Annotated in this window: 27 protein-coding genes; 19 read left to right on the forward strand and 8 right to left on the reverse strand. The window is 64.9% G+C overall.

Annotation, left to right across the window (positions count from 1 at the left end; translation table 11 throughout):
• The first annotated feature begins 141 nt into the window (after window positions 1-141).
• The 12 genes from LB518_RS21045 (at window position 142) to LB518_RS21100 (ending at window position 12056) form a co-directional block, all read left to right on the forward strand.
• Window positions 142-1047 (forward strand): carbohydrate kinase family protein, encoded by a 906-nt coding sequence (locus LB518_RS21045; RefSeq protein WP_224579782.1) that lies wholly within the window; start codon window positions 142-144, stop codon window positions 1045-1047.
• Window positions 1044-1889 carry a BtpA/SgcQ family protein gene (locus tag LB518_RS21050; protein ID WP_224579783.1) on the forward strand — a complete coding sequence of 282 codons (846 nt, stop codon included), beginning with the start codon at window positions 1044-1046 and terminating at the stop codon, window positions 1887-1889. Before LB518_RS21045 ends, LB518_RS21050 begins: the two co-directional genes overlap by 4 nt.
• A 17-nt stretch (window positions 1890-1906) precedes the next feature.
• The gene (locus LB518_RS21055) at window positions 1907-2677 is read left to right on the forward strand and encodes an ATP-binding cassette domain-containing protein (protein WP_224579784.1); all 771 of its coding nucleotides are present in this window, start codon (window positions 1907-1909) and stop codon (window positions 2675-2677) included.
• A gap of 41 nt (window positions 2678-2718) precedes the next feature.
• Window positions 2719-3705, forward strand: a complete 987-nt coding sequence (locus tag LB518_RS21060; RefSeq protein WP_224579785.1) for an autoinducer 2 ABC transporter substrate-binding protein — start codon at window positions 2719-2721, stop codon at window positions 3703-3705.
• 19 nt (window positions 3706-3724) lie between these two features.
• Window positions 3725-4699 (forward strand): ABC transporter permease, encoded by a 975-nt coding sequence (locus LB518_RS21065; protein ID WP_224579786.1) that lies wholly within the window; start codon window positions 3725-3727, stop codon window positions 4697-4699.
• Window positions 4696-5652, forward strand: a complete 957-nt coding sequence (locus LB518_RS21070; RefSeq protein WP_224579787.1) for an ABC transporter permease — start codon at window positions 4696-4698, stop codon at window positions 5650-5652. Before LB518_RS21065 ends, LB518_RS21070 begins: the two co-directional genes overlap by 4 nt.
• Before the next feature lie 2 nt (window positions 5653-5654).
• On the forward strand, window positions 5655-6971 hold the full coding sequence (locus LB518_RS21075; protein WP_224579788.1) for a M20 family metallopeptidase: 1317 nt from the start codon (window positions 5655-5657) through the stop codon (window positions 6969-6971).
• 229 nt (window positions 6972-7200) lie between these two features.
• Window positions 7201-8265: a LacI family DNA-binding transcriptional regulator gene (locus LB518_RS21080; protein WP_224579789.1), complete on the forward strand. Its 1065-nt coding sequence runs from the start codon at window positions 7201-7203 to the stop codon at window positions 8263-8265.
• A 4-nt stretch (window positions 8266-8269) separates the two neighbouring features.
• Window positions 8270-9205, forward strand: coding sequence for a substrate-binding domain-containing protein (locus LB518_RS21085; RefSeq protein WP_224579790.1), 936 nt, complete (start codon window positions 8270-8272; stop codon window positions 9203-9205).
• The gene (locus tag LB518_RS21090) at window positions 9202-9987 is read left to right on the forward strand and encodes an ATP-binding cassette domain-containing protein (protein WP_224579791.1); all 786 of its coding nucleotides are present in this window, start codon (window positions 9202-9204) and stop codon (window positions 9985-9987) included. The genes LB518_RS21085 and LB518_RS21090 overlap by 4 nt, the downstream gene beginning before the upstream one ends.
• Window positions 9987-10982 (forward strand): ABC transporter permease, encoded by a 996-nt coding sequence (locus LB518_RS21095; RefSeq protein WP_224579792.1) that lies wholly within the window; start codon window positions 9987-9989, stop codon window positions 10980-10982. The genes LB518_RS21090 and LB518_RS21095 overlap by 1 nt, the downstream gene beginning before the upstream one ends.
• Before the next feature lie 12 nt (window positions 10983-10994).
• On the forward strand, window positions 10995-12056 hold the full coding sequence (locus LB518_RS21100) for a phosphotriesterase family protein (RefSeq protein ID WP_224579793.1): 1062 nt from the start codon (window positions 10995-10997) through the stop codon (window positions 12054-12056).
• 102 nt (window positions 12057-12158) lie between these two features.
• On the opposite strand, the gene LB518_RS21105 is transcribed toward LB518_RS21100, so the two are convergent.
• The gene (locus LB518_RS21105; RefSeq protein WP_224579794.1) at window positions 12159-13202 is read right to left on the reverse strand and encodes a ribokinase; all 1044 of its coding nucleotides are present in this window, start codon (window positions 13200-13202) and stop codon (window positions 12159-12161) included.
• On the opposite strand from LB518_RS21105, the gene LB518_RS21110 reads away from it, so the two are divergent.
• Genes LB518_RS21110 through LB518_RS21135 form a run of 6 tightly spaced genes read left to right on the forward strand, consistent with a single transcriptional unit; the run spans window position 13090 to window position 18461 of the window.
• Window positions 13090-13935 carry a BtpA/SgcQ family protein gene (locus LB518_RS21110; RefSeq protein ID WP_224579795.1) on the forward strand — a complete coding sequence of 282 codons (846 nt, stop codon included), beginning with the start codon at window positions 13090-13092 and terminating at the stop codon, window positions 13933-13935. The genes LB518_RS21105 and LB518_RS21110 overlap by 113 nt on opposite strands.
• Before the next feature lie 10 nt (window positions 13936-13945).
• Window positions 13946-14599 (forward strand): TenA family protein, encoded by a 654-nt coding sequence (locus LB518_RS21115; RefSeq protein ID WP_224579796.1) that lies wholly within the window; start codon window positions 13946-13948, stop codon window positions 14597-14599.
• Window positions 14599-16056, forward strand: a complete 1458-nt coding sequence (hydA, locus tag LB518_RS21120; protein WP_224579797.1) for a dihydropyrimidinase — start codon at window positions 14599-14601, stop codon at window positions 16054-16056. The genes LB518_RS21115 and hydA overlap by 1 nt, the downstream gene beginning before the upstream one ends.
• 3 nt (window positions 16057-16059) lie before the next feature.
• On the forward strand, window positions 16060-16443 hold the full coding sequence (locus LB518_RS21125; protein WP_224579798.1) for a Rid family hydrolase: 384 nt from the start codon (window positions 16060-16062) through the stop codon (window positions 16441-16443).
• Between the two features lie 19 nt (window positions 16444-16462).
• Window positions 16463-17242 (forward strand): (S)-ureidoglycine aminohydrolase, encoded by a 780-nt coding sequence (allE, locus tag LB518_RS21130; protein ID WP_224579799.1) that lies wholly within the window; start codon window positions 16463-16465, stop codon window positions 17240-17242.
• Window positions 17226-18461, forward strand: coding sequence for an allantoate amidohydrolase (locus LB518_RS21135; protein ID WP_224579800.1), 1236 nt, complete (start codon window positions 17226-17228; stop codon window positions 18459-18461). The genes allE and LB518_RS21135 overlap by 17 nt, the downstream gene beginning before the upstream one ends.
• A 6-nt stretch (window positions 18462-18467) precedes the next feature.
• Here the strand turns inward: LB518_RS21135 and LB518_RS21140 are convergent, their stop codons facing one another.
• The 7 genes from LB518_RS21140 to LB518_RS21170 all read right to left on the reverse strand — a co-directional run bounded on the left by LB518_RS21140 (window position 18468) and on the right by LB518_RS21170 (window position 25646).
• Entirely contained in the window at window positions 18468-19550 is a 1083-nt protein-coding gene (locus LB518_RS21140; RefSeq protein ID WP_224579801.1) for an ABC transporter ATP-binding protein, read from the reverse strand.
• A gap of 9 nt (window positions 19551-19559) precedes the next feature.
• Window positions 19560-20636, reverse strand: coding sequence for a Gfo/Idh/MocA family protein (locus LB518_RS21145; protein ID WP_224579802.1), 1077 nt, complete (start codon window positions 20634-20636; stop codon window positions 19560-19562).
• A complete protein-coding gene (locus tag LB518_RS21150) occupies window positions 20633-21649 on the reverse strand; it encodes a Gfo/Idh/MocA family protein (RefSeq protein WP_224579803.1) in 1017 nt (338 codons plus the stop codon). Before LB518_RS21150 ends, LB518_RS21145 begins: the two co-directional genes overlap by 4 nt.
• Window positions 21650-21696: 47 nt before the next feature.
• Entirely contained in the window at window positions 21697-22470 is a 774-nt protein-coding gene (locus LB518_RS21155; RefSeq protein WP_224579864.1) for a carbohydrate ABC transporter permease, read from the reverse strand.
• A 109-nt stretch (window positions 22471-22579) separates the two neighbouring features.
• Window positions 22580-23488: a carbohydrate ABC transporter permease gene (locus LB518_RS21160; protein WP_224579865.1), complete on the reverse strand. Its 909-nt coding sequence runs from the start codon at window positions 23486-23488 to the stop codon at window positions 22580-22582.
• 52 nt (window positions 23489-23540) lie between these two features.
• Window positions 23541-24833: an ABC transporter substrate-binding protein gene (locus tag LB518_RS21165; protein ID WP_224579804.1), complete on the reverse strand. Its 1293-nt coding sequence runs from the start codon at window positions 24831-24833 to the stop codon at window positions 23541-23543.
• A gap of 126 nt (window positions 24834-24959) precedes the next feature.
• Window positions 24960-25646, reverse strand: a complete 687-nt coding sequence (locus LB518_RS21170; RefSeq protein WP_224579805.1) for a TetR/AcrR family transcriptional regulator — start codon at window positions 25644-25646, stop codon at window positions 24960-24962.
• Window positions 25647-25723: 77 nt separating this feature from the next.
• On the opposite strand from LB518_RS21170, the gene LB518_RS21175 reads away from it, so the two are divergent.
• Entirely contained in the window at window positions 25724-26917 is a 1194-nt protein-coding gene (locus tag LB518_RS21175; RefSeq protein WP_224579806.1) for a Gfo/Idh/MocA family protein, read from the forward strand.
• Window positions 26918-26923: the final 6 nt, after the last annotated feature.

Raw genomic sequence — 26923 nt, forward strand, 5'->3', positions numbered from 1 at the left:
CGTTGCCGATGCAGGCTGCCCTTATATCGGGCATGGGGGCGGTGTCGCATTAAATTCGTGCATCGGATGAATGTGGCCGGTTGACCAAATGTCATTACGTTCGTACGTTTTGTCATTCTTCGGTCCAACTGGAAGCCGCTCGTGGCCGCGTCAACTCTCCTCTTCGTCGGCGACGTGAGCCTCGATCTGACGATGGCCGTTTCGCACGTGCCGCAGCCGGACGAGAAGGTCCATGCCGATCGCACGGTCGAAGGGCCGGGCGGCGTGGTCGCCAATGCAGCCGCGGCAGCTGCTGCCAGTGGTGCGGCAGTGCGGCTCTCTGTCCGGCTCGGCAATGACACCGCGTCCGAGGTGCTGCTTGCCGGCCTTCGGGCGGCTGGCCTCGCGGTCGAGGTCGAGCATGGCGACAGTTCGGTCTACCGCGTGGTCGTGCTGATCGAGCCGCATGGTGAAAAGCGGCTGATGCTGGACCCCAACCCGACCCTGTTTCCGACCCTCGACGCCATCGAGCGGCTGTCGCTGGACGGCGTCAGCCATGTGCACACTGCGCTGTACGGGCCGGCCGCGCCGCGGCTGGTCGAGCGCTGCCGCGAAGCGGACGTGCCGTGGTCGCTCGACCTCGAGCCTGCAACGTTCAAGGACGGCTTCGACACGATCGCCCCTCTGGTCGCGGGCGCGAGCGTCGTTTTCGTCAATGAGCGCTCCGCCCGCGCGATCGGCGACGGCTTCGAGCGGATCCTGCTGCGGACGGGCGCGAAAAGCGTTGTCCACACGATGGGTGCCGAGGGCGCGCGCTACGGCTCCGAGGTGGACACGTTCACCGTCGCGCCACCATCAGGCCTCGCCGTCATTGACACCACCGGCGCTGGCGATTGCCTCGCCGGATGGTTCGTGGCCGGGGTGGCTGCCGGCCTGCCGCCGCAGGAGAACCTTCGCCGTGCCGTCGTCGCTGCCAGCCTCTCCTGTGGCCGGCTCGGCGGGCAGATGTCCTTTCCCGACCGCGCTGCGGTCCTGTCCCTTTTACAGATCGTCGAAAGCGCCGCATGACCGCTCCCCAGGTTCTCCCGCAAAAGCCCGATGCGCTGAAGGCGCTGTTTCCGGTGTCGAAGCCGGTCATTGGCGTCGTTCACCTGAAACCTCTGCCCGGTGCGCCGCGCTATGACGGCCAGCCCGTGCGCGAGGTCTATGAAGCTGCCGCGGCGGACGCCCGGACGCTGGCCGCCGGCGGCATCGACGGCATCATCGTCGAGAACGCCAGCGACATGCCGTTCTCGCGCCCCGATCAGATCGGTCACGAAACCGTCGCCGGACTGACGGCAGCGTGCCTCGCGGTGCGCGCGGTCGTCGACACGCCGATCGGCATTACCTGCGTTGCCAATGGCGCGCTCGCGGCGCTGGCGGTGGCCAAGGCCGTCGGCGCGCGCTGGGTGCGCGTCAACCAGTGGGTCAACGCCTATGTCGCCAACGAAGGCTTCCTGAATGGCCCGGCGCCGGAGGCGATGCGCTACCGGTCCCACATTCACGCCCGCGACGTCGCCATCTTCGCCGATGTGCATGTGAAGTTCGGCGCCCACGCAATCACCTCCGACCGTTCGATCGCCGAACAGGCGACGGACGCCGAATGGTTCGATGCCGATGTGCTGATTGCCACGGGCACGCGCACGGGATCACCGACCGAGCCGCGCGAAGTCGACGAGGTACGGTCCGGCACGAACCTGCCGGTGATCGTCGGTTCCGGCCTGTCGCCCGAGCAGGTGCCGGCGCTGTTCCTGTCGGCTGACGGCGCGATCATCGGCCAGTGGCTGAAGGTCGACGGCAAGTGGTGGAATCCGGTCGATCCGCGCCGCGTCGAACGCCTGATGGAAGCGGTGGCGAAGGTCCGCACTTGATGGGAGCGCCGATCGCCATGGCCGAACCCTTCCTCGTCGCCAAGGGCATCACGAAGCGCTTCGGCGCGCTGACGGCCCTTGCCGGTGTCGATCTGGAAATCCGCAGCGGCGAGGTGCTCGCCCTGCTCGGCGACAATGGCGCCGGCAAGTCGACCTTCATCAAGGTTCTCGCCGGCGCGCATGCGCCGAGCGATGGCGAGCTTCTTGTCGAGGGCCGCCCCGTGCATTTCGCCTCGCCGAAGGACGCCGCCGCCTCCGGCATAGCGACCATCTTCCAGGAACTGGCGCTGTCTGAGAACCTGTCGATCGCGGAGAACGTGTTTCTCGGCCGCGAGCTGAAGCGCTCGGTGCTCGGCGTGCCGTTCCTGCGCCGCGCCGAGATGAAGAAGCGCGTCGAAGACCTCCTGGTCGAGCTCGACGCCCATATTTCCGACCCCACAGCGGCCGTGGGCAGCCTGTCAGGCGGCCAGCGCCAGGCCGTCGCCATCTGCCGGGCGCTGAACCTGAACGCGAGGATGGTGATCATGGATGAGCCGACCGCAGCGCTTGCGGTCGCCGAAACCCGCAAGGTGCTCGAACTCACCCGCCGCCTCGCGGCCCGGGGCTGCGCGGTCGTGCTGATCAGCCACAACATTGCCGACGTGTTCGAGGTTGCCGATCGCATGGTCGTGTTCCGGCGAGGCCGAAAGGTCGGCGAGCGGCTGCGCAGCGAGACGACGCCCGAAGAAATCGTCGCGTTCATCACGGGGGCCCATGCGGATGTCCGGGCGCTCGAAAAAACCAAATAACGACATCCAGCAATAACGACATCCAGAAAGAGGGAAATCGAATGAAAGACCTGATCAGAACGTTCGCCACCGCCGCGGCAATCGCCGCAATGGGCGTTGGCGCCGCCTTCGCGCAGGACAAGCCGAAGGTGGCTTTCGTGCCGCAGATCGTCGGCATCCCCTATTTCAACGCCATGGAAGCCGGCGGCAAGAAGGCCGCGGCGGACCTCGGCGTCGATTTCATCTATTCCGGGCCCGTCGATGGCAATCCGGTCGACCAGCTCCAGATCGTTCAGAACCTGATCGATCAGGGCGTCAACGCGCTCGCCGTCAGCGTCCTCGACGCTTCGGCCATCGCGCCGGTCGTGGAAGCCGCCAAGGCCAAGGGCACGAAGCTCTTCACGAGCGATAGCGACGCCCCCGACAGCGGCCGTCTCGTCTATGTCGCGCAGGCGACCGACGAAGGCCTCGGAAACGCGATCATCGACGAGCTGGTCAAGCGGGTTGGCGAGGATGCCAAGGTCGGTATCGTCTCCGGCGAGGCAACCGCTTCGAACCTCAATGCCTGGATCGGCTTCATGCAGAAGCGGGCAGCCGCGAAATATCCGAAGCTGAAGCTGCTCGATCCGCAATATGCCGGCAGCACCGCGCAGCGCGCAGCGCAGGTCAGCTCCGACCTGATGGCTGCCAATCCGGACCTGAAGGGCATCATCGCCGTCGCTTCGAGCACCTGCCCGGGCGTGGCGCAGGCGATCGAGACCGCCGGCAAGATCGGCCAGATCACCGCCACCGGCTATTGCAGCCCGAACACCGCGCGCGCTTACCTCAAGAGCGGTGCGTTCGGCTTCACCGTGCTGTGGGATCCGGCCCAGCTCGGCTACCTGACCGTCTGGGCTGGCAAGCAGCTGATCGACGGCAAGCCGTTCGAGGCGAGCAACACCATTCCCGGCATGACCAGCCCGGCCACCTATGACGCCACGACCGGCATCCTGCTGCTCGGGCCGCCGGCGATCTTCACGGCCGAGAACGTCGACAAGTACGACTTCTGAGCGGATACGGCGCCCGATCATGATCAAAGTCCTGCCTCGTGGCGCCGTGCCCGAAAACCGCGAACTGCTCCTGCTCGGGGCCTGTGTCCTGGCGATCGTGCTGTTCGCGGTCTCCTCCCCCTTCTTCGCGACCGCGGATAACGCGGTCACGATCCTCCGCAACAGCGTCGAGCTGCTGCTGATCAGCCTCGGCATGTCGCTGCTGCTCGCCATGGGCGGTGTCGACGTGTCGATCGGCACGGTGATGGGCCTCGCTGCCTTCGTCATCGGAAGGCTCCTCATCGCGACAGTCGATCCGGTGCTGGCCGCCATTGCCGGCATTCTGGCCGGTGCGGCGCTCGGCATGGTGACCGGCGCGGTCGTCGTGTTTGGCCGCATCCCGGCCATCGTCGCCACGCTCGGCCTGTTGGGTGTCTACAAGGCGGCCATCTATCTGGCGCTCGGCGGCGCCTGGCTCTCGGGCCTGCCGCCGACATTGACCGCGATGCTGCAGGTCCGGCTCGTCGGCGTGCCGATCGCGGTCATCGTCATCGCGCTCTCCTATGGCGCGATCTGGCTGGCGATGCGGCGCACCCCGTTCGGGCTGCATCTGCTCGCCGTCGGCAATTCCGAGGAAAAGGCGCGCCTGCAGGGCGTCAATACCAAGCTCATCCAGTTTTCCACCTTCGTCATCAGCGGCACCCTGGCTGGCGTGGCGGCGGTGTTCTACATCGGCACCTACCGCAATGTGGAAATGACCATCGGCAGCACGCTGGCGCTCGACGCGATCGCCGCCGTCGTGCTCGGCGGCACCAGCATCCTTGGCGGCAAGTGCAGCCTCCTCGGCACCGTTCTCGGCGTGCTGCTGCTGCGCATCCTGCAGAACGGCCTGCTACTCATCGGCGTGCCATCGCTGTGGCAGACGGTGGTGACCGGCGCCCTGCTGATCGGAGTGCTCAGCATCGAGGGCCTTTCGGGCCGGCTCCAGCTCAAATTTGCGGGCGCCACGCAATGATCGCGCTCGGCAAAATGCGCGGCCAGAACCTTATCCTGGCGATCCTCGCGGCACTCTGGGTGGCGACAATCATCGGATTGTCGGTGCTGAGCCCGGCGATGTTCAACGCCGGCACGGTGACCAACATCCTGCAATTCTCCACCATCCTGTCGCTGGTGGCGCTTGGCCAGACGTTGGTGATCCTGTCCGGCGGGGCCGGCATCGACCTGTCGATCGGCGGGACCGTCTCGCTGTCGGCGATGCTGGCCATGCTCGCGTTCAAGGCGGGAATGCCGATCGTCCTGGTGCCGCCGGCCTGCATCCTGATCGGACTCGCGCTTGGCGCGATCAACGGCCTGCTCGTCACCAAGCTCCGCATCCTGCCGCTCATCGCCACGCTCGGCACGCTGTTCATCTATTCCGGCACGGCACTCGCAGTGACCGGGGGCGCGGCTATGTCCGGCGTGCCGGCCTGGATGCTGGCCTGGGGCCGCGGCTCGATCTCGTCGCTGCCGCTGCCCTTCATCACCATCGCGCTGCCCGCCTTCGGCATCGCCGGCATCGTGCTCCTTTGGACCGCGTGGGGTCGCTGGATCTACGCGATGGGCTTCAACGAGCGCTCGGCGCGGCTGGTCGGCATCCCGGTCGATCGCGTCCGCCTGCTGATCTACATGATCAGCGGCGGGCTGGGCGGGCTCGGCGGCCTCATTTCCCTGGCGTGGCTTGGAAGCGGTCGTCCCAATATCGGGCAGAACCTCGAGCTGGAATCCCTGACGGCGGCGATGCTCGGCGGCGTCGCCATTGTCGGCGGACGCGGCGGCGTCGGCGGCGTGCTCGCCGCGGTGCTGCTGCTGGTGACGCTCAAGACAGGCTTGCTGCGCCTCAACGTCAACACCGTCTGGCAGGTGGGCGTCGTCGGCGTCCTGCTGATCGCCGTGCTGATTGCCGACCGCCTGACGACACATCGGAGATGAGAATGGACAGCCTCGAGCAGAACATCGCCAAGCGGGTCGAGGAGCGCGCCGACCGTATCGTCGAGACGCTGAGCGATCTCGTCAGCTTCCCGTCGATTGTCCTTTCGGACCCGACCAAGGCAGGCCCCGGCGAGCGCGACTGCCAGCTCTATCTCCAGAAACGCATCGAGGCGCTCGGCTTCACCACCGATCTTTGGGAGCCGGACGGCCCGGCGCTTTATGAAAAATACAAAGGCCGCCCCGGCGCCAACAAGGGTCGCACCTTTGTCGGCCGTCCCAATCTTGGTGGCGTGCTGCGCGGCAATGGCGGCGGCCGCTCGATCATGCTGAACGGCCATATCGATGTGGTGCCGCCCGGCGCGGCCGAGCATTGGAAGACCGATCCGTTCACGCCGGTGCTTCAGGACGGCAAGCTCTATGGGCGCGGTTCGGTCGACATGAAGGGCGGCGTCACCTGCATGCTGATGGCGGTCGAGGTCCTGAAGGAACTCGGTGTATCGCTGTCCGGCGACGTGGTGTTCACGACGGTGGTCGATGAAGAGATCGGCGGCATGGGCTCGCTCGCCATGGTCGATCGCGGCTTCAAGGCCGATGCCGGCATCATGACCGAGCCGACGGCGAACCGGATCGCGCCGCTCTGCCATGGCGTCGTCTGGGGCCGGATCATCGTCGACGGCATCGGCGGTCATGCCGAACTGACGCCGCAGGCCTGGTACGCGGCGGGGCCCGTCGATGCTATCCAGCTCTGCCGCCAGATGCTCGACGGCATCGACATTCTCAACCGGCGCTGGATGACCGATCCGAAGAAGATGCATCCGCTGATGGATATGCCGAACCAGATCATGGTGACGCAGATGCAGGCCGGCGAGCATCCGGCCTCGACCGCAGGCCGGGCCGAGATCGTCATCGACGCGCAATACCTGCCGAGCGAGAAGGACGAGTTCGGGCTCGGCGGCCACGTCAAGCGCGAGATCGAGGAGCATATCGCCTTCGTCTGTCAGGCCGATCCCTATCTCCGCGCCCATCCGGCTCGCATCGAATGGATCCTCGACGCCGACTGCGCCGAAGTGCCGGCCGAGCACCCGTTCGTGCAGACGATGCAGGGCGCCTGCGCGGCCACTGGGCTGTCGCCGGTACTGGCGGGCTTCGGTCCTCATTCAGATATCGGGCTGCCGGGCGGACTTGGGCAGACGCCGACGATCAATTTCGGGCCGGGCGATCCGACCCAGGCCCATCAGGCGAACGAGCATCTCGCGGTCAGCGATCTGGTCGAGTGCACCAAGGCCATCGCCATCGCCGTCGCGCGCTGGTGCGCCTAGCGCCTGAGGCATTCCAGTCGCCGAAGCCGCTTGCTTCGGCGATTAAGCGCTTAACCGGGTTCAACTCTTGGGCGATACGCACGAGAATTGAACAGATGCTGCTCTATTCTTCATCATAGACTTCGCGAAGCGCAAGAATCTCTCGAAAATCCTGACAACGCGCTTGTCTTTGGTCGCGACGATGTTAGCGTGAGGCTCTTGTAAACCGGTTACGTAGGACTGGCTGTTTATGAGCACCAAGGTCGCCCGATTATCCGATGTCGCCCGCACCGCTGAGGTGTCGGTTGCTACGGTGTCGCGCTTCCTCAACAACCGCCTGCAGCTTCCGGCAGAAACCGCGGCGCGGATCCGGCGGGCGGTCGCCGAGCACGAGTACACGCCCAACCCGCATGCGCGGAACCTGTCGCTCGGCCGCTCCGAGACGCTGGCGCTCGTCGTGCCGGATATCGCGAACCCGTATTTCGCCAGGCTCGCCGCGGCGGTCGAGCGCGAGGCGGCCCAGCAGGGTTACGCGTTGACGCTGTGCGCGTCGCTGAACACATTGCAGCGCGAGCGCGAGTATATCGCCAGGCTCAGCGGCAGCGCCGTCGATGGCATCATCTTCGTCAGCAACCATGCCGACGACGGCAGCCTGCGCGATCCGATCAATGCGAGCAGTCGCGGCGTCGTTATCCTCGACGAGGACGTGGCTGGCGTCATCGGCCCTCGGGTCTTCAGCGATAATGAGCAGGGCGGCTATCTCGCCGGCCGCCATCTGATCGAGATGGGGCATCGCTCGATCTCGTTCTTCGGCGGGCCGCAGGCGATGCGCAGCACGGAGGCCCGTCTGGCCGGTATTCGCCGGGCAATTGCCGAGTCTGGCCAGGATGTCGCCATTCGCGATGCTTTCTTCGGTGCCTATTCGCCCGAGCATGGCCGCGCCTGTGCCGCGCGATTCCTGTCCTCGGGCAGCGAGGCGACCGCCGTGCTCGTGTCCAGCGACGAGATCATGATCGGCGCGCTGGAAATCTTTCGGCGCGACGGAATTCGCGTGCCCGACCGCCTTTCCGTGATCGGCTTCGACGATATCGCGCCCTTCGTCCTGTTCGATCCGCCACTGACGTCGATCCGGCAGCCGGTGGAGATGATGGGGCGGCGCGCCGTCGACCTCCTGATCCGCGGCCTCAAGGGCGAGGATATCGACAGCGTCATCGAGTACCTGCCCGTCGAACTGATCCTGCGGGGATCGGTGGCCCATCCGGCGGGCAGAAAAGCAGCTGCCACCAAGCGCAGATCACCTAACAGAGGGGAATAACATCATGAAGTCGAAACTCAGAGCTCTCGCGGCCTCGACGATCCTCGTCGCCCTGACGGCAACCGGCGCCAGTGCCGCCGGCAAGACCTTCGCGCTCATCCAGTATAACCAGCAGGTGTCGTTTTTCACCGACATCACCCGTGGCGCCCAGGAAGCGGCCAAGGCTGCGGGCGATGAACTGCTGGTGTTCGACGCCAACAATTCGGCGCAGGCGCAGGACAGCGCCTTCGATACCTATATCCAGCAGAAGGTCGACGGCATCATCATCGTTTCGGTCGACCAGAACGGCGTCATGCCCGCCGTCCGCTCTGCCTCCGAGGCCGGCATTCCGGTCGTGGCGGTGGACGGCGTGCTTCCGGAAGGTCCTCAGAAGACGCAGATCTCGGTCGACAGCTACACCGCCGGCAAGATGATCGGCGAGTTCTATGTCGACTACGTCAAGAAGAACATGGGCGGCAAGGCGACGCTCGGCAGTGTCGGCGCCCTGAACTCGGACCTCCAGAACCTGCGCCAGAAGGGCTTCGACGAGGTCGTGAACGCAGCCGGCGTCGCCACCAGCGTCGGTGTCGTCGACGGCCGCAACATCCAGGATCAGGCGCTGGCCGCCGCCGAGAACCTCCTGACGGGCAATCCTGATCTGCAGACCCTCTACGCGACCGGTGAGCCTGCCTTGGTGGGCGCGGTCGCCGCTGCCGAAAGCCAGGGCCGCACCGACAAGATCAAGCTGTTCGGCTGGGACCTGAGCGCCCAGGCGATCGCGGCGATCGACCAGGGTTTCCTCGTCGGCGTGGTGCAGCAGGATCCCTTCCTCGAAGGCAAGAAGGCCGTCGAGGCGCTGGTGACGCTTGCCGGCGGCGGCACCGTGGAGAAGGAAATCAAGGTGCCCGTGACGATCGTCACGAAGGAGAATGTCGACGCCTTCCGCGCGCAGTTCAAATGAGCGCGCTCAACGTCACGGAGGCGGCTTCGGCCGCCTCCGGTACCCCTCCGGTCCGACCTCGGATGCGCGTCCGCGGCATCCGCAAGAGCTTCGGTTCGATCGAGGCGCTGCGCGGCGTCGATCTCGATCTGTGGCCGGGTGAATGCCTCGGCCTCGTCGGCGACAATGCCGCCGGCAAGTCGACCTTCACCAAGATCCTCGCCGGAACCTATCTGCCGGATGCCGGGACGATCGAGCTCGACGGCAAGGCGATCAGCTATTCCGGCCCGGCCGAGGCGCGCGGCTACGGCGTCGAGATGGTCTATCAGGACCTCAGCCTCTGCGACACGATCGATGTCGCCGGCAATCTCTATCTCGGCCGCGAGATCAGGAAGGGTCCGTTCCTCGACAAGCAGGCGATGCAGCGTGGCGCGCAGGAGATGCTGCGCAAGCTCGAGATCCGAATTCCGAACACCGCAATGAAAGTCGCGCAGCTCTCGGGCGGTCAGCGCCAGTCCATCGCCATTGCGCGCTCGGCATCGTTCGATCCGAATATCCTCATTCTCGACGAGCCGACATCGGCGCTCGCCGTGGCCGAGGTCGAGGCCGTGCTGGCCCTGATCGGCCGGCTGAAGGCCAAGGGCGTCGCCGTCGTTCTGATCACGCACCGGCTGCAGGACCTCTTCCGCGTCTGCGACCGCATCGCCGTCATGTACGAGGGCACCAAGGTCGCGGAGCGCGCGATCGCCGAGACCAATCTCGAAGACATCGTCCGCCTGATCGTTGGAGAGGGGCACCGCTGATGACGCTCTATACCGAACGCCAGCGGGGCTCGCATCTGCGGGACTTCTTCGAGAACCACGCGCATGTGCTGTCGATCGCGGTCTTCCTGATCGCCTGCTGCGCACTCTTCACCTCGATCAACGACGTGTTCCTGTCGCCCGGCAATTTGCTCAATCTGCTGCGCCAGGCCGCGCCGACGCTGATCGTCGCCGTGGCGATGACCTTCGTGATCACCACCGGCGGCATCGATCTTTCGGTCGGCTCGATCATTGCCCTCGTCAACGCGTCCGCAGCGCTACTACTGCGCGCCGGCTGGGACTGGCCGGTGGTCTCCGTGCTGATGCTGGGGCTCGGCGCGGTGATTGGCCTCTTCCAGGGCTATTTCGTCGCCTATCAGCGCATACCGGCCTTCATCGTCACCCTGGCCGGGCTCTCGGCCATCCGCGGCATCGCGCTGGTGCTGACCGGCGGCTTCTCGATCCTCATTCCGCCGGGCGTGTTTCTTAGCATCGGGCGCGGCACGCTGTTCGGCATCCCTTCGCCTGCGCTGATGGGGCTGGCGGTGGCGCTGCTCGGCTTCATCGTGCTGAACTTCACGGTCTATGGCCGCCATGTCTGCGCCGTCGGCGCCAATGCCGAGGCGGCGCGCCGCGTCGGCATTCCAGCGCGTCGCGTCGTCGCGTCGGTCTATGTCTGGAGCGGTGTCGCCGCGGCGCTGGCCGCGCTCGTGGTGGCGGCGCGGTTGGGCTCCGGCTCGTCCAACGCGGCCGTTGGCACCGAGCTTGACGTGATCGCGGCGGTGGTGCTCGGCGGCACGTCGCTGATGGGCGGCCGCGGGACGATCGTCGGCACCGTCATGGGCGCGCTGACCATCTCGGTCATCAGCAACGGCCTGATCCTCTCGAAGATCGACGCCTTCTACACGCAGATTGTGACCGGCGCGATCATCCTGATCGCCATCTGGGTGAACACCCGCATCTTCGACCAGGTCGGCAGCGTCCGGCGCAAGAGCTGAGGGTTCTTCGCAATGAGCGAGCTTTCTGTCGCGCATATCGGGTCCGGTCAGGTCATGACCGTGACCGGGCCCATTTCCGCGGATGCGCTTGGCGTCACACTGATGCATGAGCACATCCTCAATGACTGCTCATGCTGGTGGCATGCGCCGAAGACGCCGGAGCGGGAGCATCTGGCAACCCGTTTCGTCTGCATCGAGATTCTGAGCGAGCTACGACAGGACCCGTTCGTCAACAAGGACAATATCCGGCTCGACGACGAGCCGCTGGCGATCGTCGAACTCAAGGATTTCGCGAGCCAAGGCGGGCGCACGGTTGTCGAGCCGACCTGTCAGGGCATCGGCCGCGACCCGCTGGCGCTCAGGCGTATCTCCGAGGCGTCCGGTCTCAATGTCGTCATGGGCGCGGGCTTCTACCTCGCCGGGTCGCATCCGGCGAAGGTCGCGGCCATGTCTGTCGACGAGATCGCAGACGAGATCGTGCGCGAGGCGACGGTCGGTGCTGAGGGAACCGACGTCAAAATCGGCATCATCGGCGAGATCGGCGTGTCGGCGGCCTTCACTGCCGACGAGGAGAAATCGCTGCGCGGCGCCGCCCGCGCCCAGACACGGACCGGGTTGCCGTTGATGGTGCATCTGCCGGGCTGGCTGCGGTTTGGCCACAAGGTGCTGGACATCGTTGCGGCCGAGGGCGGCGACTTGAGGCACACGGTGCTCTGCCACATGAACCCGTCGCATGACGACATCGGCTATCAGAGCGAGATCGCGGCGCGCGGCGCCTTCGTCGAATACGACATGATCGGCATGGACTATTTCTATGCCGACCAGCAGGTGCAGTGCCCGAGCGACGATCAGGCGAGCGAGGCGATAGTCAAGCTGATCGCGCGCGGCTATGGCGACCGCGTGCTGCTGTCGCATGACGTGTTCATCAAGATGATGCTGACCCGTTACGGCGGCAACGGCTATGGCTACATCCTGCGCCATTTCGTGCCGCGATTGCGCCGCCATGGTGTCTCGGAAGACGCCATCCGCACGCTGCTGGTGGACAATCCCCGCAGCGTCTTCTCATCGCGGTAATGGCTTGATGCTGTCATGACCGCTGATCGTCGCCTCGGAGGGCTCTCCACTGTCGTTGCGGGACTGTCGCGCGTGGCGATGAGGAGTGACGGTCGATCCGCCCTAGGCCGGCGCAACCGTCTTGAGGATGGCTTCGATCTCACTTCGGGACGGGAAGGACGACAGCGTACCCGCGCGCTGCACCGTGATCGCCGCCGCGCGTCCGGCTGCCTCGAGGGCGTCGATGGCGTCGAGCCGGTGCGCGAACAGCGCCGCCGCCAGAACACCCATGAACGTATCGCCTGCGCCCGTCGTGTCGACGACTTCGACCGCGTTGGCGGATACGTGATGCAGGCCGCTGGCGTCGCACAGCAGGGCCCCGCGACCGCCAAGCGTGACGATGACCGAGCCGACGCCGGCGTTGCGCAACGCCTGCGCCGAGGTCTCGGCCGACGTCTCCTGGCTGAGCGACCGAGCCTCGCCCTCATTGACGACAAGCATGTCGACCATCGGCAGCAACTGGGCATGGCCGGCATGCAGAGGCGACGGATTGAACAGACTGCTGATGCCGGCGCGGTGCGCAGCGGCGAAGCCTGCCCGGGTGGCGTCGAGCGACAGGTTGCCCTGCATCAGCATCTGGTCGCCGGGGCGCAGGCTCGCCACCAGCGCTTCGGCTGTCGTGGCTTTGATGGAGCGGCTCGCATCAACGGTGCTGACGATGGCGTTCTCGCCGGCAGGATCGATGAAGATCATCGAACGGTCCGTCGCGGTGGCGACCGTCAGGAGATCATCGACATCAAGCCCTTCAGCAGACAGCGCATCAGCCACCCAGCGGCCGTCGGCATCATCGCCGATGGCAGCCACGAAGCGGACATCGGCACCGGCACGCGCCGCAACGATCGCCTGGTTGGCGCCCTTGCCTCCGAGGTCGCGCTGCGGAGCGCCGGCGATGATCGTCTGGCCCGGCGCCGGCCAGACCTCGACCTTCATGGCCTCGTCGACCGTTGCGTTGCCCAACACCAAAAGCATGAGATGACACCTCGAAGAGAATGCAATGTCCAAGATATCTAGCAAAGAAAAAAATGTCATCAACAAGATTTTTGGACGCACACAAGTTATAATTGGTGTTGTGCATTGTCCGCCTATGCCTGGATCTCCGCGATACAAGCGTGATGATTTCAAGTATAGTATAGATGCCGCTGTTACCGACGCGATGAATTACATCGATGGCGGTGTCGATGGCTTGATCATCGAGAATCACGGCGATATCCCGTTCGTGAAACCGGGCGATATTGGCTATGAAGTGGCTGCCGGTCTTGCTGTCATCACAGACCGAATCCGGCAGCGCACGGATGTCCCGCTCGGCATCAACGTCCTTGCCAATGCGGCGCGCCCGGCTCTGGCGATCGCCAAGACGGCCGGTGCCGCCTTCGTCCGCGTCAATCAGTGGGCCAATGCCTATGTCGCCAATGAGGGCTTCGTCGAGGGGGAAGCTGCGTCGGCGCTTCGTTATCGCGCCGCGATCGCTGCCGAGGATGTGGCGATCTTCGCCGACGCTCATGTGAAGCACGGCTCGCACGCGATCGTTGCCGACCGGTCGGTGACGGAACTGGTGCGCGATGTCGCGTTCTTCGACGCCGACGCCGTGATCTGCACCGGTCAGCGGACCGGCGACGCCGCAGCGCTCGACGAGATCCAGACGATGCGCGATGCGACAAGCCTGCCGCTTCTGGTCGGCAGCGGCGTCACGCCCGACAATGTCGGCACGATGCTGCCGCTGCTGGATGGCCTGATCATCGCCAGCGCATTGAAGGTCGATGGCGTCTGGTGGAATCCGGTCGAGCGAGACCGCGTCGAAGCCTTCATGAACAAGGTCCACGCCATCCGGCCGGCCGCCTGAGGAATTGTCCGTGACCCCAGTGAATCCCCCGCTTTCAGACCGCATCCGCAGCGCAGGCCAGGTTGCCTGGGACGCCATGCAGGCGCACCCGTTCGTCGCCGCGATCGAGGCCGACAGCCTCTCCGACGAGGAGTTCCGCGCCTATCTGATCTACGAATGCGACTTCGTCGAAACGGCGATGCTGATCTTCGGTCACATGCTGGTGAAGGCTCCGGGCCTTGAGGAGCGGCGCTGGCTGGCCGGCGTGCTTCAGGCCTTGGCCGTCGAGCAGATCGGCTATTTCGAGGCGACCTTCGACCAGTTGGGCATCACGGCCGGAGAGCGCGCCAAGGCGATGCCGCCCTCGGTTCTCACCTTCCGCAATGGCATGCTGAAGATCGCGGCCGAAGGCAATTATCTCGATGGTGTCGCCATCATGCTGGCGGCCGAATGGATGTACGCGACCTGGTGCAGCCGCGCTGCAAAATGCAAGATTTCCAACCTCGTGCTGAGGCGCTGGGTCGATCTCCATGCGGAGCCCGAATTCCTGGCGCAGGCCGACTGGCTGCGCCGGCAGATCGACGCCGCCGACCCGGCGCTGGAGCCGCAGCTAGCGGCGAGCTTTCGCCATGCGCTGAAGCTTGAAATCGACTTCCACACCGCCCCGCTGGAAAGGACCGCGTGATGCAGGACGACTATGATCTGGTGATCCGCGGCGGCACCGTCGTCACCGCGACGCAAACCTTCCGCGCCGATGTGGCGATCCGCGGTGAGACCATCGCGGCCGTCGGCGACGGCCTGCGCGCGCCAAAGGAAATCGATGCCGGCGGCCTGCTGGTCATGCCGGGCGGCGTCGACACCCATTGCCATCTCGATCAGGTCGAACCGGGGATGGGATATGGCGCCGAGAGCTTCTTCAGCGGCAGCCAGTCGGCGCTGCGCGGCGGCACGACCTCGGCAATCTCTTTCGTCGCCCAGTTCAAGGGCGAGCCGATCCGGGAGGTGCTGGCGGAAACGCTCCGGCGCGGGCGCCGCTCGATCATCGATTACAGCTTCCACCAGATCATCACCGACCCCAGCGACGAGGTGATCGCGGAGATTCCGGCCATCGTGGCCTCGGGCATTCGCAGCCTCAAGGTGTTCCTGACCTATGACGCCGCGCGGCTCGACGACCGGCAATATCTGAAGGTTCTGGCCGCCGCACGGCGCGAAGGCGCGATGACGGTCGTGCATTGCGAAAACTACGACGCCATCGGCTGGCTGACCGAACAGCTGCTCGCGGCGGGGCTGACGGCGTCGAAATACCATGCCTGGTCGCGGCCGAAGGTGGTGGAACGCGAGGCGACCTATCGCGCCATTGCGCTGGCCGAACTCGTCGACACGCCGATCCAGGTCTTCCACGTCTCCTGCGCTGAGGTCGCCGAGGAGATCGCGCGGGCCAAGCTGCGCGGGTTGAAGGTCTGGGGCGAGACCTGCCCGCAATATTTTGCGATCAGCGCCGCCGACATGGCGCGCGAGAATTTCGAGGGCGCGAAATACATGTGCAGCCCTGCGCCGCGCGATGTAGAGGATCGCGAGGGCCTGTGGGAGATGATGCGGCGCGGCGTGCTCGATGTCGTCTCTTCGGATCATAGCGCCTTCAACTTCACCGGCACCTTCGCCAAGGACATGAACGGCCGCGACGCGTCGTTCCGCGACATTCCAAACGGCGTTCCGGGCGTCGGCACGCGGATGCCGCTCCTGTTCTCGGAAGGCGTGGTGAACGGCAACATCGACCTGCCGACCTTCGTGGCCCTGACCGCGACCAATCCGGCGCGGCTCTTCGGCCTCGAAGGCCGGAAAGGCGCGATCGTGCCCGGCGCCGACGCCGACATCGTTCTGTGGGATCCGGCGAAGACCAGGACCATCAGGAATGCCGACCTCCACCACGCGGTTGACTACACCCCTTATGAGGGCCGCGAGGTGACAGGCTGGCCGGTCGTCACTCTGCGGCGCGGCGAAGTGGTGATGCGTGACGACGAGGTGATAGGCGCGGAAGGCAGCGGTGCGTTCCTGGCCCGCGGCCCCTACGCCATCGCCACTCCGACCGGGCATCTCGCCAACGGCTTCGACGCCTCCACCGCGACCCTCGCAAGGACCTGATCCATGAACGACATCACCCGCGTCCCGATCGACGAGATGCCGACGAAATCGAAGAACGCCATCTATCATTTTCCGGGTGGCGGCGGTCTCCTGTGGTGCGTCGCGACCTCCGAGGACCTGACGCTCGACCTGCCGCAGCAGGCGGAAAATGCGCTCGGCGTCATCGACCGCTATCTCAAGTCTTATGGCCTTGATCGCAGCCGCATCGTGCGCGCCGAGGTGATCGTGACCGATCATGGCCGCAAGCCGGAATTCGACGCCGTCTGGGCGAAGTGGATGCCGGAGGGCAAGGGCCCGGTGCGCTCCTTCGTGCAGTCGGTCATGCCGCATGGCGACCAGGTCGAAATCATCATGACGGTCGCGCTGCCGGCCGATTTCAAGGGTTGAGCCGATGCATCCCTCATCGATGAAAGTGAAGCCCGGCCGCATCGCGCCCGGCGCGTTCGGGCATACGCGCGGCACGGTGAAGCGCAATTATGCCGTGATGCCGCCGGAAGGCATCATGGACAGCTATCTCCCGCGCTGGGAACGCACGGTAGTGCGCTTCCAGGCCGCGCCGCAACTTGGCGCGCGCTTCGCCCAGGCCGTGCTCGAAATCGCTGAAGGCGGCGGCACGCGGGAGGCTTTCTCTGACGAGCTGGAGCGCCTGATCTATGTGCTGCAGGGCTCCGTCGAACTGACGGTCGAGGGGGCTGCGAGCCGGCTCGATCTGGAAGGCTATGCGTTCCTGCCGCCCAATACCCGCTTCTCCGTCCGCAATATCGGCACCGGCGAGGCGCGGGTGCTCGGCATCAAGAAGCCCTATGAGTCGATCGGGCTGCCACCGCCGGACCTCATCATCTCCAAGCGCAGCGATCTCGAGAAGATCAACCACAACGGCACCGAGGGGCGCACTTGGGAGCATCTGCTGCCCTATGGCGACATGCGCTTCGACATGGAGCTGAACATCCTGTCCTTCGCGCCGGGCACGCATTTCCCTGACGTCGAGACCCACATCATGGAGCATGGGCTCTACATGCTGGAGGGGCAGGGCATGTATCTTCTCGACCAGGACTGGCACGAGGTCTGGAAGGACGACTTCATCTGGATGGGGCCGTTCTGCCCGCAGTTGTTCTATCCGACCGGCTGGGAAACCTCGGCCTACCTCCTCTACAAGGATGTGAACCGGGATGTCAGTTTCGGATAGATCCGAAGCGCAGCGGGCGTGGCGGCGGCTGGAAGCTCTGGCGGCCTGCACGGACGAGCCGGGGCGGATCACCAGGCTCGCCTTCTCGCCGGCCTTGAAACGGGCGAACGCGCTCGTCCTCGGCTGGATGCGGGAGATCGGCATGACGGCGTCGATCGACCCGGCGGGCAATGTCGTCGGCCGCTATGAAGGCCTCTCCGTCGACGCGCCGACGATCATGCTGGGCTCGCATCTCGACACCGTTCGCGATGGCGGCCGCTATGACGGCCCGCTCGGCGTCATCGCAGGGCTTGCGGTCGTCGAACGATTGGCCTCGGCGTCGCGCCGGTTGCCGGCTGCGATCGAGATCGTGGGTTTTGCCGACGAGGAGGGGACCCGGTTTGGTGGCTCCGTCCTCGGCAGCATGGCGATGGCGGGCATCGTCCCGCCAGACTGGCCCGCCCGCGTCGATATCGACGGCGTTTCGGCTGGAAAGGCCGTGATCGCCTTCGGTCTCGATCCAGCGCGCATCTCCGAGGCTTCGCGCCGCCAGAAGGCACCTCTTGCCTATGTCGAACTGCATATCGAGCAGGGTCCCATCCTTGAAGGTCGCGATGCTGCGCTAGGCTGTGTTACCGGGATCGCGGGTGCGCTGCGGGCGAAGGTCACGGTCTCGGGCAAGGCCGGCCATGCCGGCACTGTTCCGATGGATATGCGGGCGGATTCGCTCGTGGCTGCGAGCGAGTGCATTCTCGCGGTCGAAAGGGTCGCCAAGCAGTTTCAATGCATTGCGACGGTCGGGCAGATCCGTTGCCATCCCAACGCCACCAATGTCATCGCTGGCAGCGTCACCTTCTCGCTGGATATCCGATCGCTCGAAGACGGCAGCAAGAGCGCGGCAGTTGCGGATATCGTTCGGGCGTTTGCGGCGATCGCGGAAAACCGGCGGCTCCGTGTCGAGACCGAGGTCACGTCCAATACAGACGCGACGCTCTGTGACGCGCGCCTCACCGGCATCATCCGCGACGTGTTGGCTGAAATCGGACCCACCGTTGTCGAACTGCCCAGCGGCGCCGGCCATGACGGTCTCAACATGGCGCATATCGCCCCGATCGCGATGATCTTCGTCCGCTGCAAGGACGGCCTCAGTCACCACCCCGATGAGTCGATCACGATTGATGACCTGGCGATCGGGATCGATGCCCTCTCGGCAACCTGCACGATGGCCGCGGCCGGATAGCCGAACTCAGATCGCCATGCCGTCGGCGTCGAAGACATGCAGGCGCGCCGGATCGACATAAGCCGTTACAGCCGTGCCGAGTGCGATCTTCTGCTGGCCGTCCACGGCGATGGTCATTGGCTGGCCGTCCGTAGTCGTCGCATAGACCATGGTCTGGCCGCCGAGTTGCTCGACGAGATCGACCGTGACGTCGGCAAAGGGAATGCCGGAGCCTGCCGCGATCGTCAGATGTTCTGGCCGCGCGCCAACCGAGACGGCAGCACCGGCGACACCTGCGCGCAGCGGCCGGGGCAGGGCGATCGCCTGCCCGGCGGCAATGAGCTTCGCGCCAGCGCCATCCGCCGCCTCGACCCGTCCGTCCAGGATGTTCATCTTCGGCGAGCCGATGAAGCCGGCGACGAAGAGGTTGCGCGGCGTATTGTAGAGATCGAGCGGTGCGCCAACCTGCTCGATATTGCCGGCCCGGAGCACGACGATCTTGTCGGCCATGGTCATCGCCTCGACCTGATCATGCGTCACATAGATCATGGTGTTGCCGAGATCCTTGTGCAGCTTGGCGATCTCGACGCGCATCTGGACGCGCAGCTCGGCATCGAGATTCGAGAGCGGTTCATCGAACAGGAAGATGCGCGGCTCGCGCACGATGGCGCGACCGATGGCGACGCGCTGGCGCTGGCCGCCTGATAGCTGCTTCGGCTTTCGCTTCAGCAAGGGCTCGATGCGCAGGATCTCGGCCGCCCGGGCGACGCGGGTGGCGATCTCGGCCTTGGGCAGCCGCGCCGTCTCGAGCCCGAAGGCGAGGTTCTGATAGACGCTCATATGCGGGTAGAGCGCATAGGACTGGAACACCATTGCGATGCCGCGCTTGGCGGCGGGAACGGCGTTCATGCGCTGGTCGTCGATCAGGAGATCGCCGCCGGTGATCGGCTCGAGGCCGGCGATCATGCGCAGAAGAGTCGACTTGCCGCATCCTGAAGGCCCGACGAAGACGGCGAACTCGCCCGGCTCGATGGTCAAGTCGATGCCGTGGATGACCTCGACTTCGCCATATCGCTTCTGAACCTCTCGCAGCATGACGCGCGTGGCCATGGTCACCTCCTATGCGCCCGCTGGCAGCCAGCTCTCATATTTCGGATGATCCGGACCGATCGGCCATGTGACTTCGGTTTGCGTCTCGGACGAGTGATAGAACGCTGTCACGATCTCCAGCGCGCGGCGCGAATCGGCTGTTGTCACCGGCAGCGGTCCGCCTGAGACGAGCGCGGCATGGAACAGCGCCATCTGGGTCTCGAAGCGCTGCGGCACATGCCGCCAGTCCTTCAGTAGAGCATCGATCGCAGCCTTCGCCTTGTCGTTGCGCGGCAGAATGGTCCAGGGCTTGTTGCCGGGCGAATAGGCCTCGTGATCGCTTTCGAAGGTGACGTTCTCGAACATGAGGCGGAGGCGCGAAATCTCGTCGGCTGCGCCGAGCGTCGCCGTCAGCGAGGCGAGCGCCCCGCTTTCGAGCGCGACACTCGCCGAGACGCAGTCCTCGACCTCGATCGGATTGACGCGGGTCGCGACGCGGCCGAACAGGCTCTTCATCGGTCCCATCAGATAGGTCAGCATGTCATGCTGATGGATGGCGTGCGTCATCAGCACGCCGCCGAGTTCGGTTCGCCATTTGCCGCGCCAGGGCACGGCATAATAGTCGGCCTCGCGCCGCCACAACGTCTCGACCGTCGCGACATACGGCTTGCCGGCGATGCCGGCATCGATGATCGCCTTGGCCTGCTGCACGCCATCGCCGAAGCGGTACTGGAACACCGGCATCAGCCGGCCACGCGCTTGCTTCTCTGCAGCGATGACGGCGTCCACCTCGGCCAGCGAGCCGACCAGCGGCTTCTCGCAGACGACATGCTTGCCGGCGGCGAGCGCTGCCATGACCATGGGATAATGCACCATCGGCGGCGTGCAGATATCGATGATGTCGAGATCGTCCATGGCAAGCAGATCATCGAAATCGGCCGTTCGCCGCTCGATGCCGAACTCATCGGCGAGGCCGTTCATGCGGCCGGGATCGAGATCGCAGATCGCGAGCAGCTTGAACTTGTCCTTATTCGTAAGATAGCCCTCGACGATATGAGAGCGGCCGATGCCGCCGCCGACGACGGCAACCGTCTTGATCTCGCTCATTGCTGCCACTCCGTGCCGCGCTCGGCGATTGCCTGGGCTTCAAGGGCGAGTTCCATTGCCTTGAAGCAGTGTTCCTGGCCCATCGCCGTCTCGGTCCGGTCGCGGATGTCAGCGAGAAGCTGAGGGCCGTAAGGGAGTTCGACGCCGCTGCAATCGATCGCCTGAACGCCCTTGCCGTTGACGAGGAAAAGATGGTCGGTGCCCGGCCGCCCGGCGATATCGATATATTTGCGAAGCTCGATATAGCCCTCGGTGCCGAGGATCGTCAGCCGTCCGTCGCCCCAGGTCGGCAGGCCGGAGGGGGTGAACCAGTCCACGCGGACATAGCCGGTGGTCCGCGCGGTCTTGAGGTGCATGTCGCCGAAATCCTGCAGGCCTGGCCGGCCGGAATTGGCGCGGTTGGCGACGCTGGCCGACACCACTTCGGCGTCGAGCGTGCCTGAGAAGAACAGGAACTGCTCGCACTGATGCGAGCCGATGTCGCAGAGAATGCCGCCATAGCGCTGGCGCTCGAAGAACCATTCCGGGCGCTGGTTGTTGCGGATGGCGTGCGGGCCGAGGCCGACGGTGTTGATGACCTCGCCGATCGCGCCGGCCGCGACCAGTTCGCCGGCCTTGACGGTGGAGCGGGTTTCGAAATGCTCGGAATAGCAGATCGAGAAGATGCGGCCGGTTTCGCGCTGCGCAGCCCTGACGGCGGCAAGCTGGTCGAGGCTGATCACGCCCGGCTTGTCGCTCATGACATCCTTGCCATGCCGCATTGCCTTGATCGCGATGCCGGCGCGCTCGTCGAGGATCGCGGCGGTGACGATGAGGGCGATGCTATCGTCCTCATAGATCTCCGCGGCGCTGGCGGCCCGTCGCGCGCCGCCATAGCGCTCGGCGAAGGGGGTCGCGAGAGCGTCCTCCGGCGCATGGAAGGCGACGAATTCGGCTCCGGCGCGCAGCAGGAGGTCGACCTGGCCGTAGATGTGGCTGTGGTTGAGGCCGATGACGGAAAATCGAATGCTCATCGCGGAAAAGTCTCTTGCTGGCGGCGTTGGGGGAGGGGCCTTGGCGGCTAACGCTTCATGCCGGTGGTTGCGATGCCTTCGATCAGAAGGCGCTGGAAGATGAGGAAGAACAGGAAGACCGGAACCAGCGTCAGCGTCGACATCGCGAACAGCCCACCCCAATCGCTTTCGGCGCTCGAGTCGACGAAGGTTCGAAGTGCCAGCTGGACGGTGTAGGTGCGGATGTCGGAGAGATAGATCAGCGGGCCGAAGAAATCGTCCCAGGTCCAGATGAAGGTGAAGATCGCCGCCGTGGCGAGCACGGGCATCGACAGCGGCAACAGGATCTTCCAGTAGATGCGCCAGGGGCTGCAGCCGTCCATCATCGCGGCCTCATCCAGTTCCTTCGGCAGGTTGCGAAAGAACTGCACCATCAGGAAAATGAAGAAGCTGTCGGCGGCGAGGAATTTCGGCACGACCAGTGGCAGGAAGGTGTTCACCCAGCCGAGCTGGTGAAACAGCACATATTGCGGGATCAGCGTCACCTGATAGGGCAGCATCAGCGTGCCGAGCATCATCGCGAACCAGAACCGCCGGCCTCGGAATTCGAGCCGCGCAAAGGCGAAGGCGGCGAGCGAGCAGGTGGCGAGATTGCCGATGATCGCCAGGACGGCAATGATCAGCGAATTCAGGAAGAAGGTGTCGAAGCCGATGCGAAGGCCGGTCCAGCCGCGAAAATAGGATGCAAGGCTCCAGGAGCTAGGCCAGAGGCTCGTCGCCGTAAAGATCTCGTTCTCTGGCCGGAACGAAGCCGAGAGCATCCATAGAAGCGGGTACAGCATCAGGATCGAGGCGAGGATCAGCAGCCCATGCGCCAGAAGCGATAGCGCGCCCTTGCGCAGCCGGCTCGTCTCGCCGGCCTCGCCCGTCACGACGGTCAGGCGCTGGGTGTCAGTTGTCATAATGCACCCAGTATTTCGACGTCAGGAACGAGAAACTGGTGAACACCGCGACGATGACGAGCAGGATCCAGGCAAGCGCCGAAGCATAGCCCATGCGAAAGAAGCCGAACGCTTCCTGATAGAGATAGAGCGTATAGAACAGTGTCGAGTTGATCGGATTGCCGGTGCCGCCCGAGATGATGAAGGCCGGCGTGAAGCTCTTGAAACCCTCGATGGTCTGGATGATCGCATTGAAGAAGATCACCGGCGTCAGGAGCGGCAGCGTGATCTTGCGGAACATGCGCCATTTGCCGGCGCCGTCGAGGCTGGCCGCCTCATACATGTCGAGCGGAATCTGCCTGAGGCCGGCGAGAAAGATGATCATCGGCGAGCCGAACTGCCAGACGGCGAGGGCGATCAGCGTCCAGAGCGAATAGCGCGGGTTGGAAATCCAGCTCGGGCCGACAATGCCGAAATTCAGCAGGAACTGGTTGACGAGACCATTGCCGGCAAAGAGCTGGCGCCAGAGCACGGCGATAGCGACCGAGGCACCGAGCAGCGACGGCAAATAGAAGATGGCGCGATAGATCGGCAGCCCGCGCATGCCGCGATTGAGCAGCAGCGCGACGACGAGCGCGAAGGCGAGTTTCAGCGGCACAGAGACGATGACGAAGGTCAGCGTCACCCGCATCGATTGGATGAACTTGGCGTCGGCAGTGAAGATGCGCACGAAATTCGCGCCGCCGTTCCAGTGCGGCGCGGTCAGCAGATCGAAATCCGTGAAGCTCAGATAGAGCGAGATCAGGATGGGCCCGAGGGTCAGGCCGAAGAAGCCGATGAACCAGGGCAGAAGGAAGAGATAGCCGGGGCCATGCTTGCTGCGCGCTGCGGCGAAGCGGGAGGGAGAGGCTGCGGCGATGGCGGGCGAACCGCCGCGCGCGGCCTCCGGGGACGGCGCCGAGGCCAAGGCCTCAGCCCTTCTTGGCGCGAGCCAATGTGGCGCTGGCCTGATCGAAAAAGGCCGGGCCGGCGTCCTCGGGCGACGTCTGGCCGAAGGCCACTTCCTGGCTGGTGGTGCGAAGCTGCGTCGAGACTTCGCCGGCATTGGCAGGCGGCGCCGGCGGCAGGGCCCCGAGCAGGTCACCGAGATTGGAGACGAATTCGAGCGCGATCTTGCTCTGCGCATCCAGCGTCGGCGCCACCACCTCGCGCGTCGAGGCTTTGCACGGGATGCCGCGCTCGACGCCCAGCGCCTTGGCCGCTTCCGGGTCCGAGATGAAGAAGTTGATGAACTTGGCGCTCAGTTCCTTGTTGGCGGAGGTGCCGCCGATCGAGAAGAACATCGAGGGCTTGCGATAGTGACCGCCGCCACTGCCCGGCTTGATGCGCGGGAAATTGGTCATGGTCAGCGGATCCTTGTTGACGGCCTGGAAGGCGATCAACTGGTTCGAATTGGCGAAGGTGGTCGTCGCCTTGCCGAGCGTGATCATCGTGTTCTCGATCGCGTCGGTCGCGTCGAGCGCCTGGTCCTCGGCCGAGACGATGACGTCCGCGGCCCGGAGATCGGCCCAGAGCTTGAACCAGTCCGTCATATCCTGGCCGTCGAAGGCGGCCTTGCCATCCGCGGTGTAGAGCGCCTTGCCGCGCTGGCGCAGCCAGTTTTCGAGCGCCGGCTCGACGCCGCTGCCGTCCTGGAACAGCTTCATGCCGGAGCGCTTGTTGGCCGCGTTGAACTTCGCCGCGAGCGCCGGGAGGTCCTCATAGCTCAGATCACGGCCGGGCGACTCGATGCCGGCTTCCTTGAAGGCGGCCTCATTCACCATCAGCGCGACGGAATTGGCGCCGAGGCTGATGCCGTAGAGCTTGCCGTCGACCTTGCCGCCGTCGAGCTGGTCCTTATCGAAATCATCCAGTTGCAGCGCGCCGCCGACGAATTCGTCGAGCGGGGCGATACCGTTCCGGATCGCGTATTCGACGATGTAGCGATAGTCCATCTGGATGATGTCGGGCGCGTTGCCGCCGGCGGTCTGCGTGCCGAGCTTGGCCCAGTAATCCTGGAAGGCCATGAACTCGCCATCAATGGTCACGCCCGGATTGGCCTTCGAGAACAGGTCCGTCGCGGCGAAGGTCCGGTCGGCGCGCGCCTTGCCGCCCCAGAAGAGCAGGCGAAGCTTGGTGTCGGCGGCGAAGGCCGGGCTGATTGCGCCGGCAGCGAGCGCCGCGGCGCTCCCAAGCAGGAACTGGCGCCGGTGAAGCGTCGTCATAGTGCAGTCCTCCCGTTCTGGTTGCGACGAAGGCTGAGGTCGCTGCGCTCTTGGCGGCGCTAAATAACCAATTGGTTACAATCTTGGGTCAATCGCCGGATGGTGTCAAGCCGGCCTGCGGCTTGGTCAGCGCGTGCAGAGATAGTCGAGCACCATGCGCACGGCATGGGCTTCGCGTTCCTGGATCAGGGCGAACTGGCCTAAGTCGCGTTCGAAAATGACCGACAAAGTCTTCATGTTGGAGACATAAAAATAGCCAAGGCTCGCAACCGAAATATAGAGCTGCATCGGGTCGACATCCTTGCGGAAGACGCCGCTCGCGATGCCGCGCTGGACGATAGCCCTGATCTCGGCGACGAGCGGGGAATGCAGCGCCGGGATGTCCTTGATCTGCTTCAGGAAGCGAGCGTTCTGCAGATTCTCGACCGCCAACAGCCGCGGAAACCACGGATTGGCCAGGAAATGGCGAAAAGTGAACCGCACCAGCCGGTCCATCGCGTCGACAGGAGCGAATTCGCTCAGCGACAATTCCTGTTCGCCACGCCGGATTTCCTGATAGGCGTCGAGCAGGACAGCGCTGTAGAGCGCTTCCTTGTTGCCATAGTAGTGGTACAGCATCCGCTTGTTGGCCTTGGCACGCTCGGCGATCGCATCGACCCGCGCCCCGTTGAAACCCTGCTCGCAGAACTCATCCCGCGCCGCTTTCAGGATGGCCGCCTTGGTGCGTTCCGCATCGCGCGGCCGGATTGAGCCAACCCCGGCGCTTCGTACGGCCGTCGGTTCGGCGGGGACGATCTCTCCGTCGTTATCCATCGCATTTGCTCATTTTCGGCGGCCTGCCGCGCATTTTTTCAAAGCGGCAGACGGCGGCTTGACTCGTGATTCTAGCCATGTCTACCTGTGTAACCAAACAGTTACAAGGAGGCTGTCTGGTGGCTGACAGGCGAATCGGCGTCATCATGCATGGCGCAACTGGACGCATGGGCTACAATCAGCACCTCGTCCGTTCGATCCTCGCCCTGCGCGATCAAGGCGGGATTGTACTCGGGAACGGCGACCGTCTCGTGCCAGAGCCGATCCTGGTCGGGCGCGACGGCGACAAACTGAGGCGGCTTGCCGAGAAGCATGCGATCGACCGCTGGTCGACGGACATCAATGCCGTGCTTGCCGACCCTTCCGCTGCGATCTTCTTCGATGCCGGGACGACGCGGATGCGCGCTGGCCTGCTCGGCCGGGCGATCGATGCCGGCAAGCATGTCTATTGCGAGAAGCCGGTCGCCGAAGACTTGCACATCGCCGTCGCGCTCGCTCGAAAAGCCCGGTCGGCCGGGATCAAGCACGGTGTCGTTCAGGACAAGCTTTTCCTACCGGGCCTGCTGAAGCTCGCGATGCTCCGGGATTCAGGCTTTTTCGGCCGCATCCTCTCGGTGCGGGGCGAGTTCGGATATTGGGTCTTCGAGGGCGACTGGCAGGTTGCGCAGCGTCCCTCCTGGAACTACCGCCGGGCCGATGGCGGCGGCATCATCCTCGATATGCTCTGCCACTGGCGGTATGTGCTCGATAATCTGTTCGGTGCCGTCAAATCCGTGTCCTGCCTCGGCGCGACGCATATTCCGCAGCGCTTCGACGAGCGGGGTGAGCCCTATGCCGCCGATGCCGACGACGCTGCCTATGCGACCTTCGAACTCGAAGGCGGCGTGATCGCGCAGATCAATTCCTCATGGGCGGTGCGGGTCAAGCGCGACGACCTCGTCACCTTCCAGGTCGATGGCACGCACGGTTCCGCCGTCGCGGGGCTTCATCGCTGTTTCACGCAGCACCGCGTCAACACGCCGAAGCCGGTGTGGAATCCCGACGAGCCGCAGACGCTCGACTTCCAGGCCGGCTGGGACGAAGTGCCCGATAACACGAAGGTGGAAAACGGCTTCAAGGCGCAGTGGGCGATGTTTCTCCGCCATGTCGCCGAGGACGGACCCTGGCCCTATGGGCTGGAGGAGGGGGCCAAAGGCGTCCAGCTTGCCACGTTGGGGCTGAAATCATGGCGCGAGCGGCGCTGGCTCGACGTTCCCTCGCTCGAGATTTGAACAGAG

This window comes from Mesorhizobium sp. BR1-1-16, assembly GCF_020165495.1.
Lineage (GTDB): Bacteria > Pseudomonadota > Alphaproteobacteria > Rhizobiales > Kaistiaceae > Kaistia.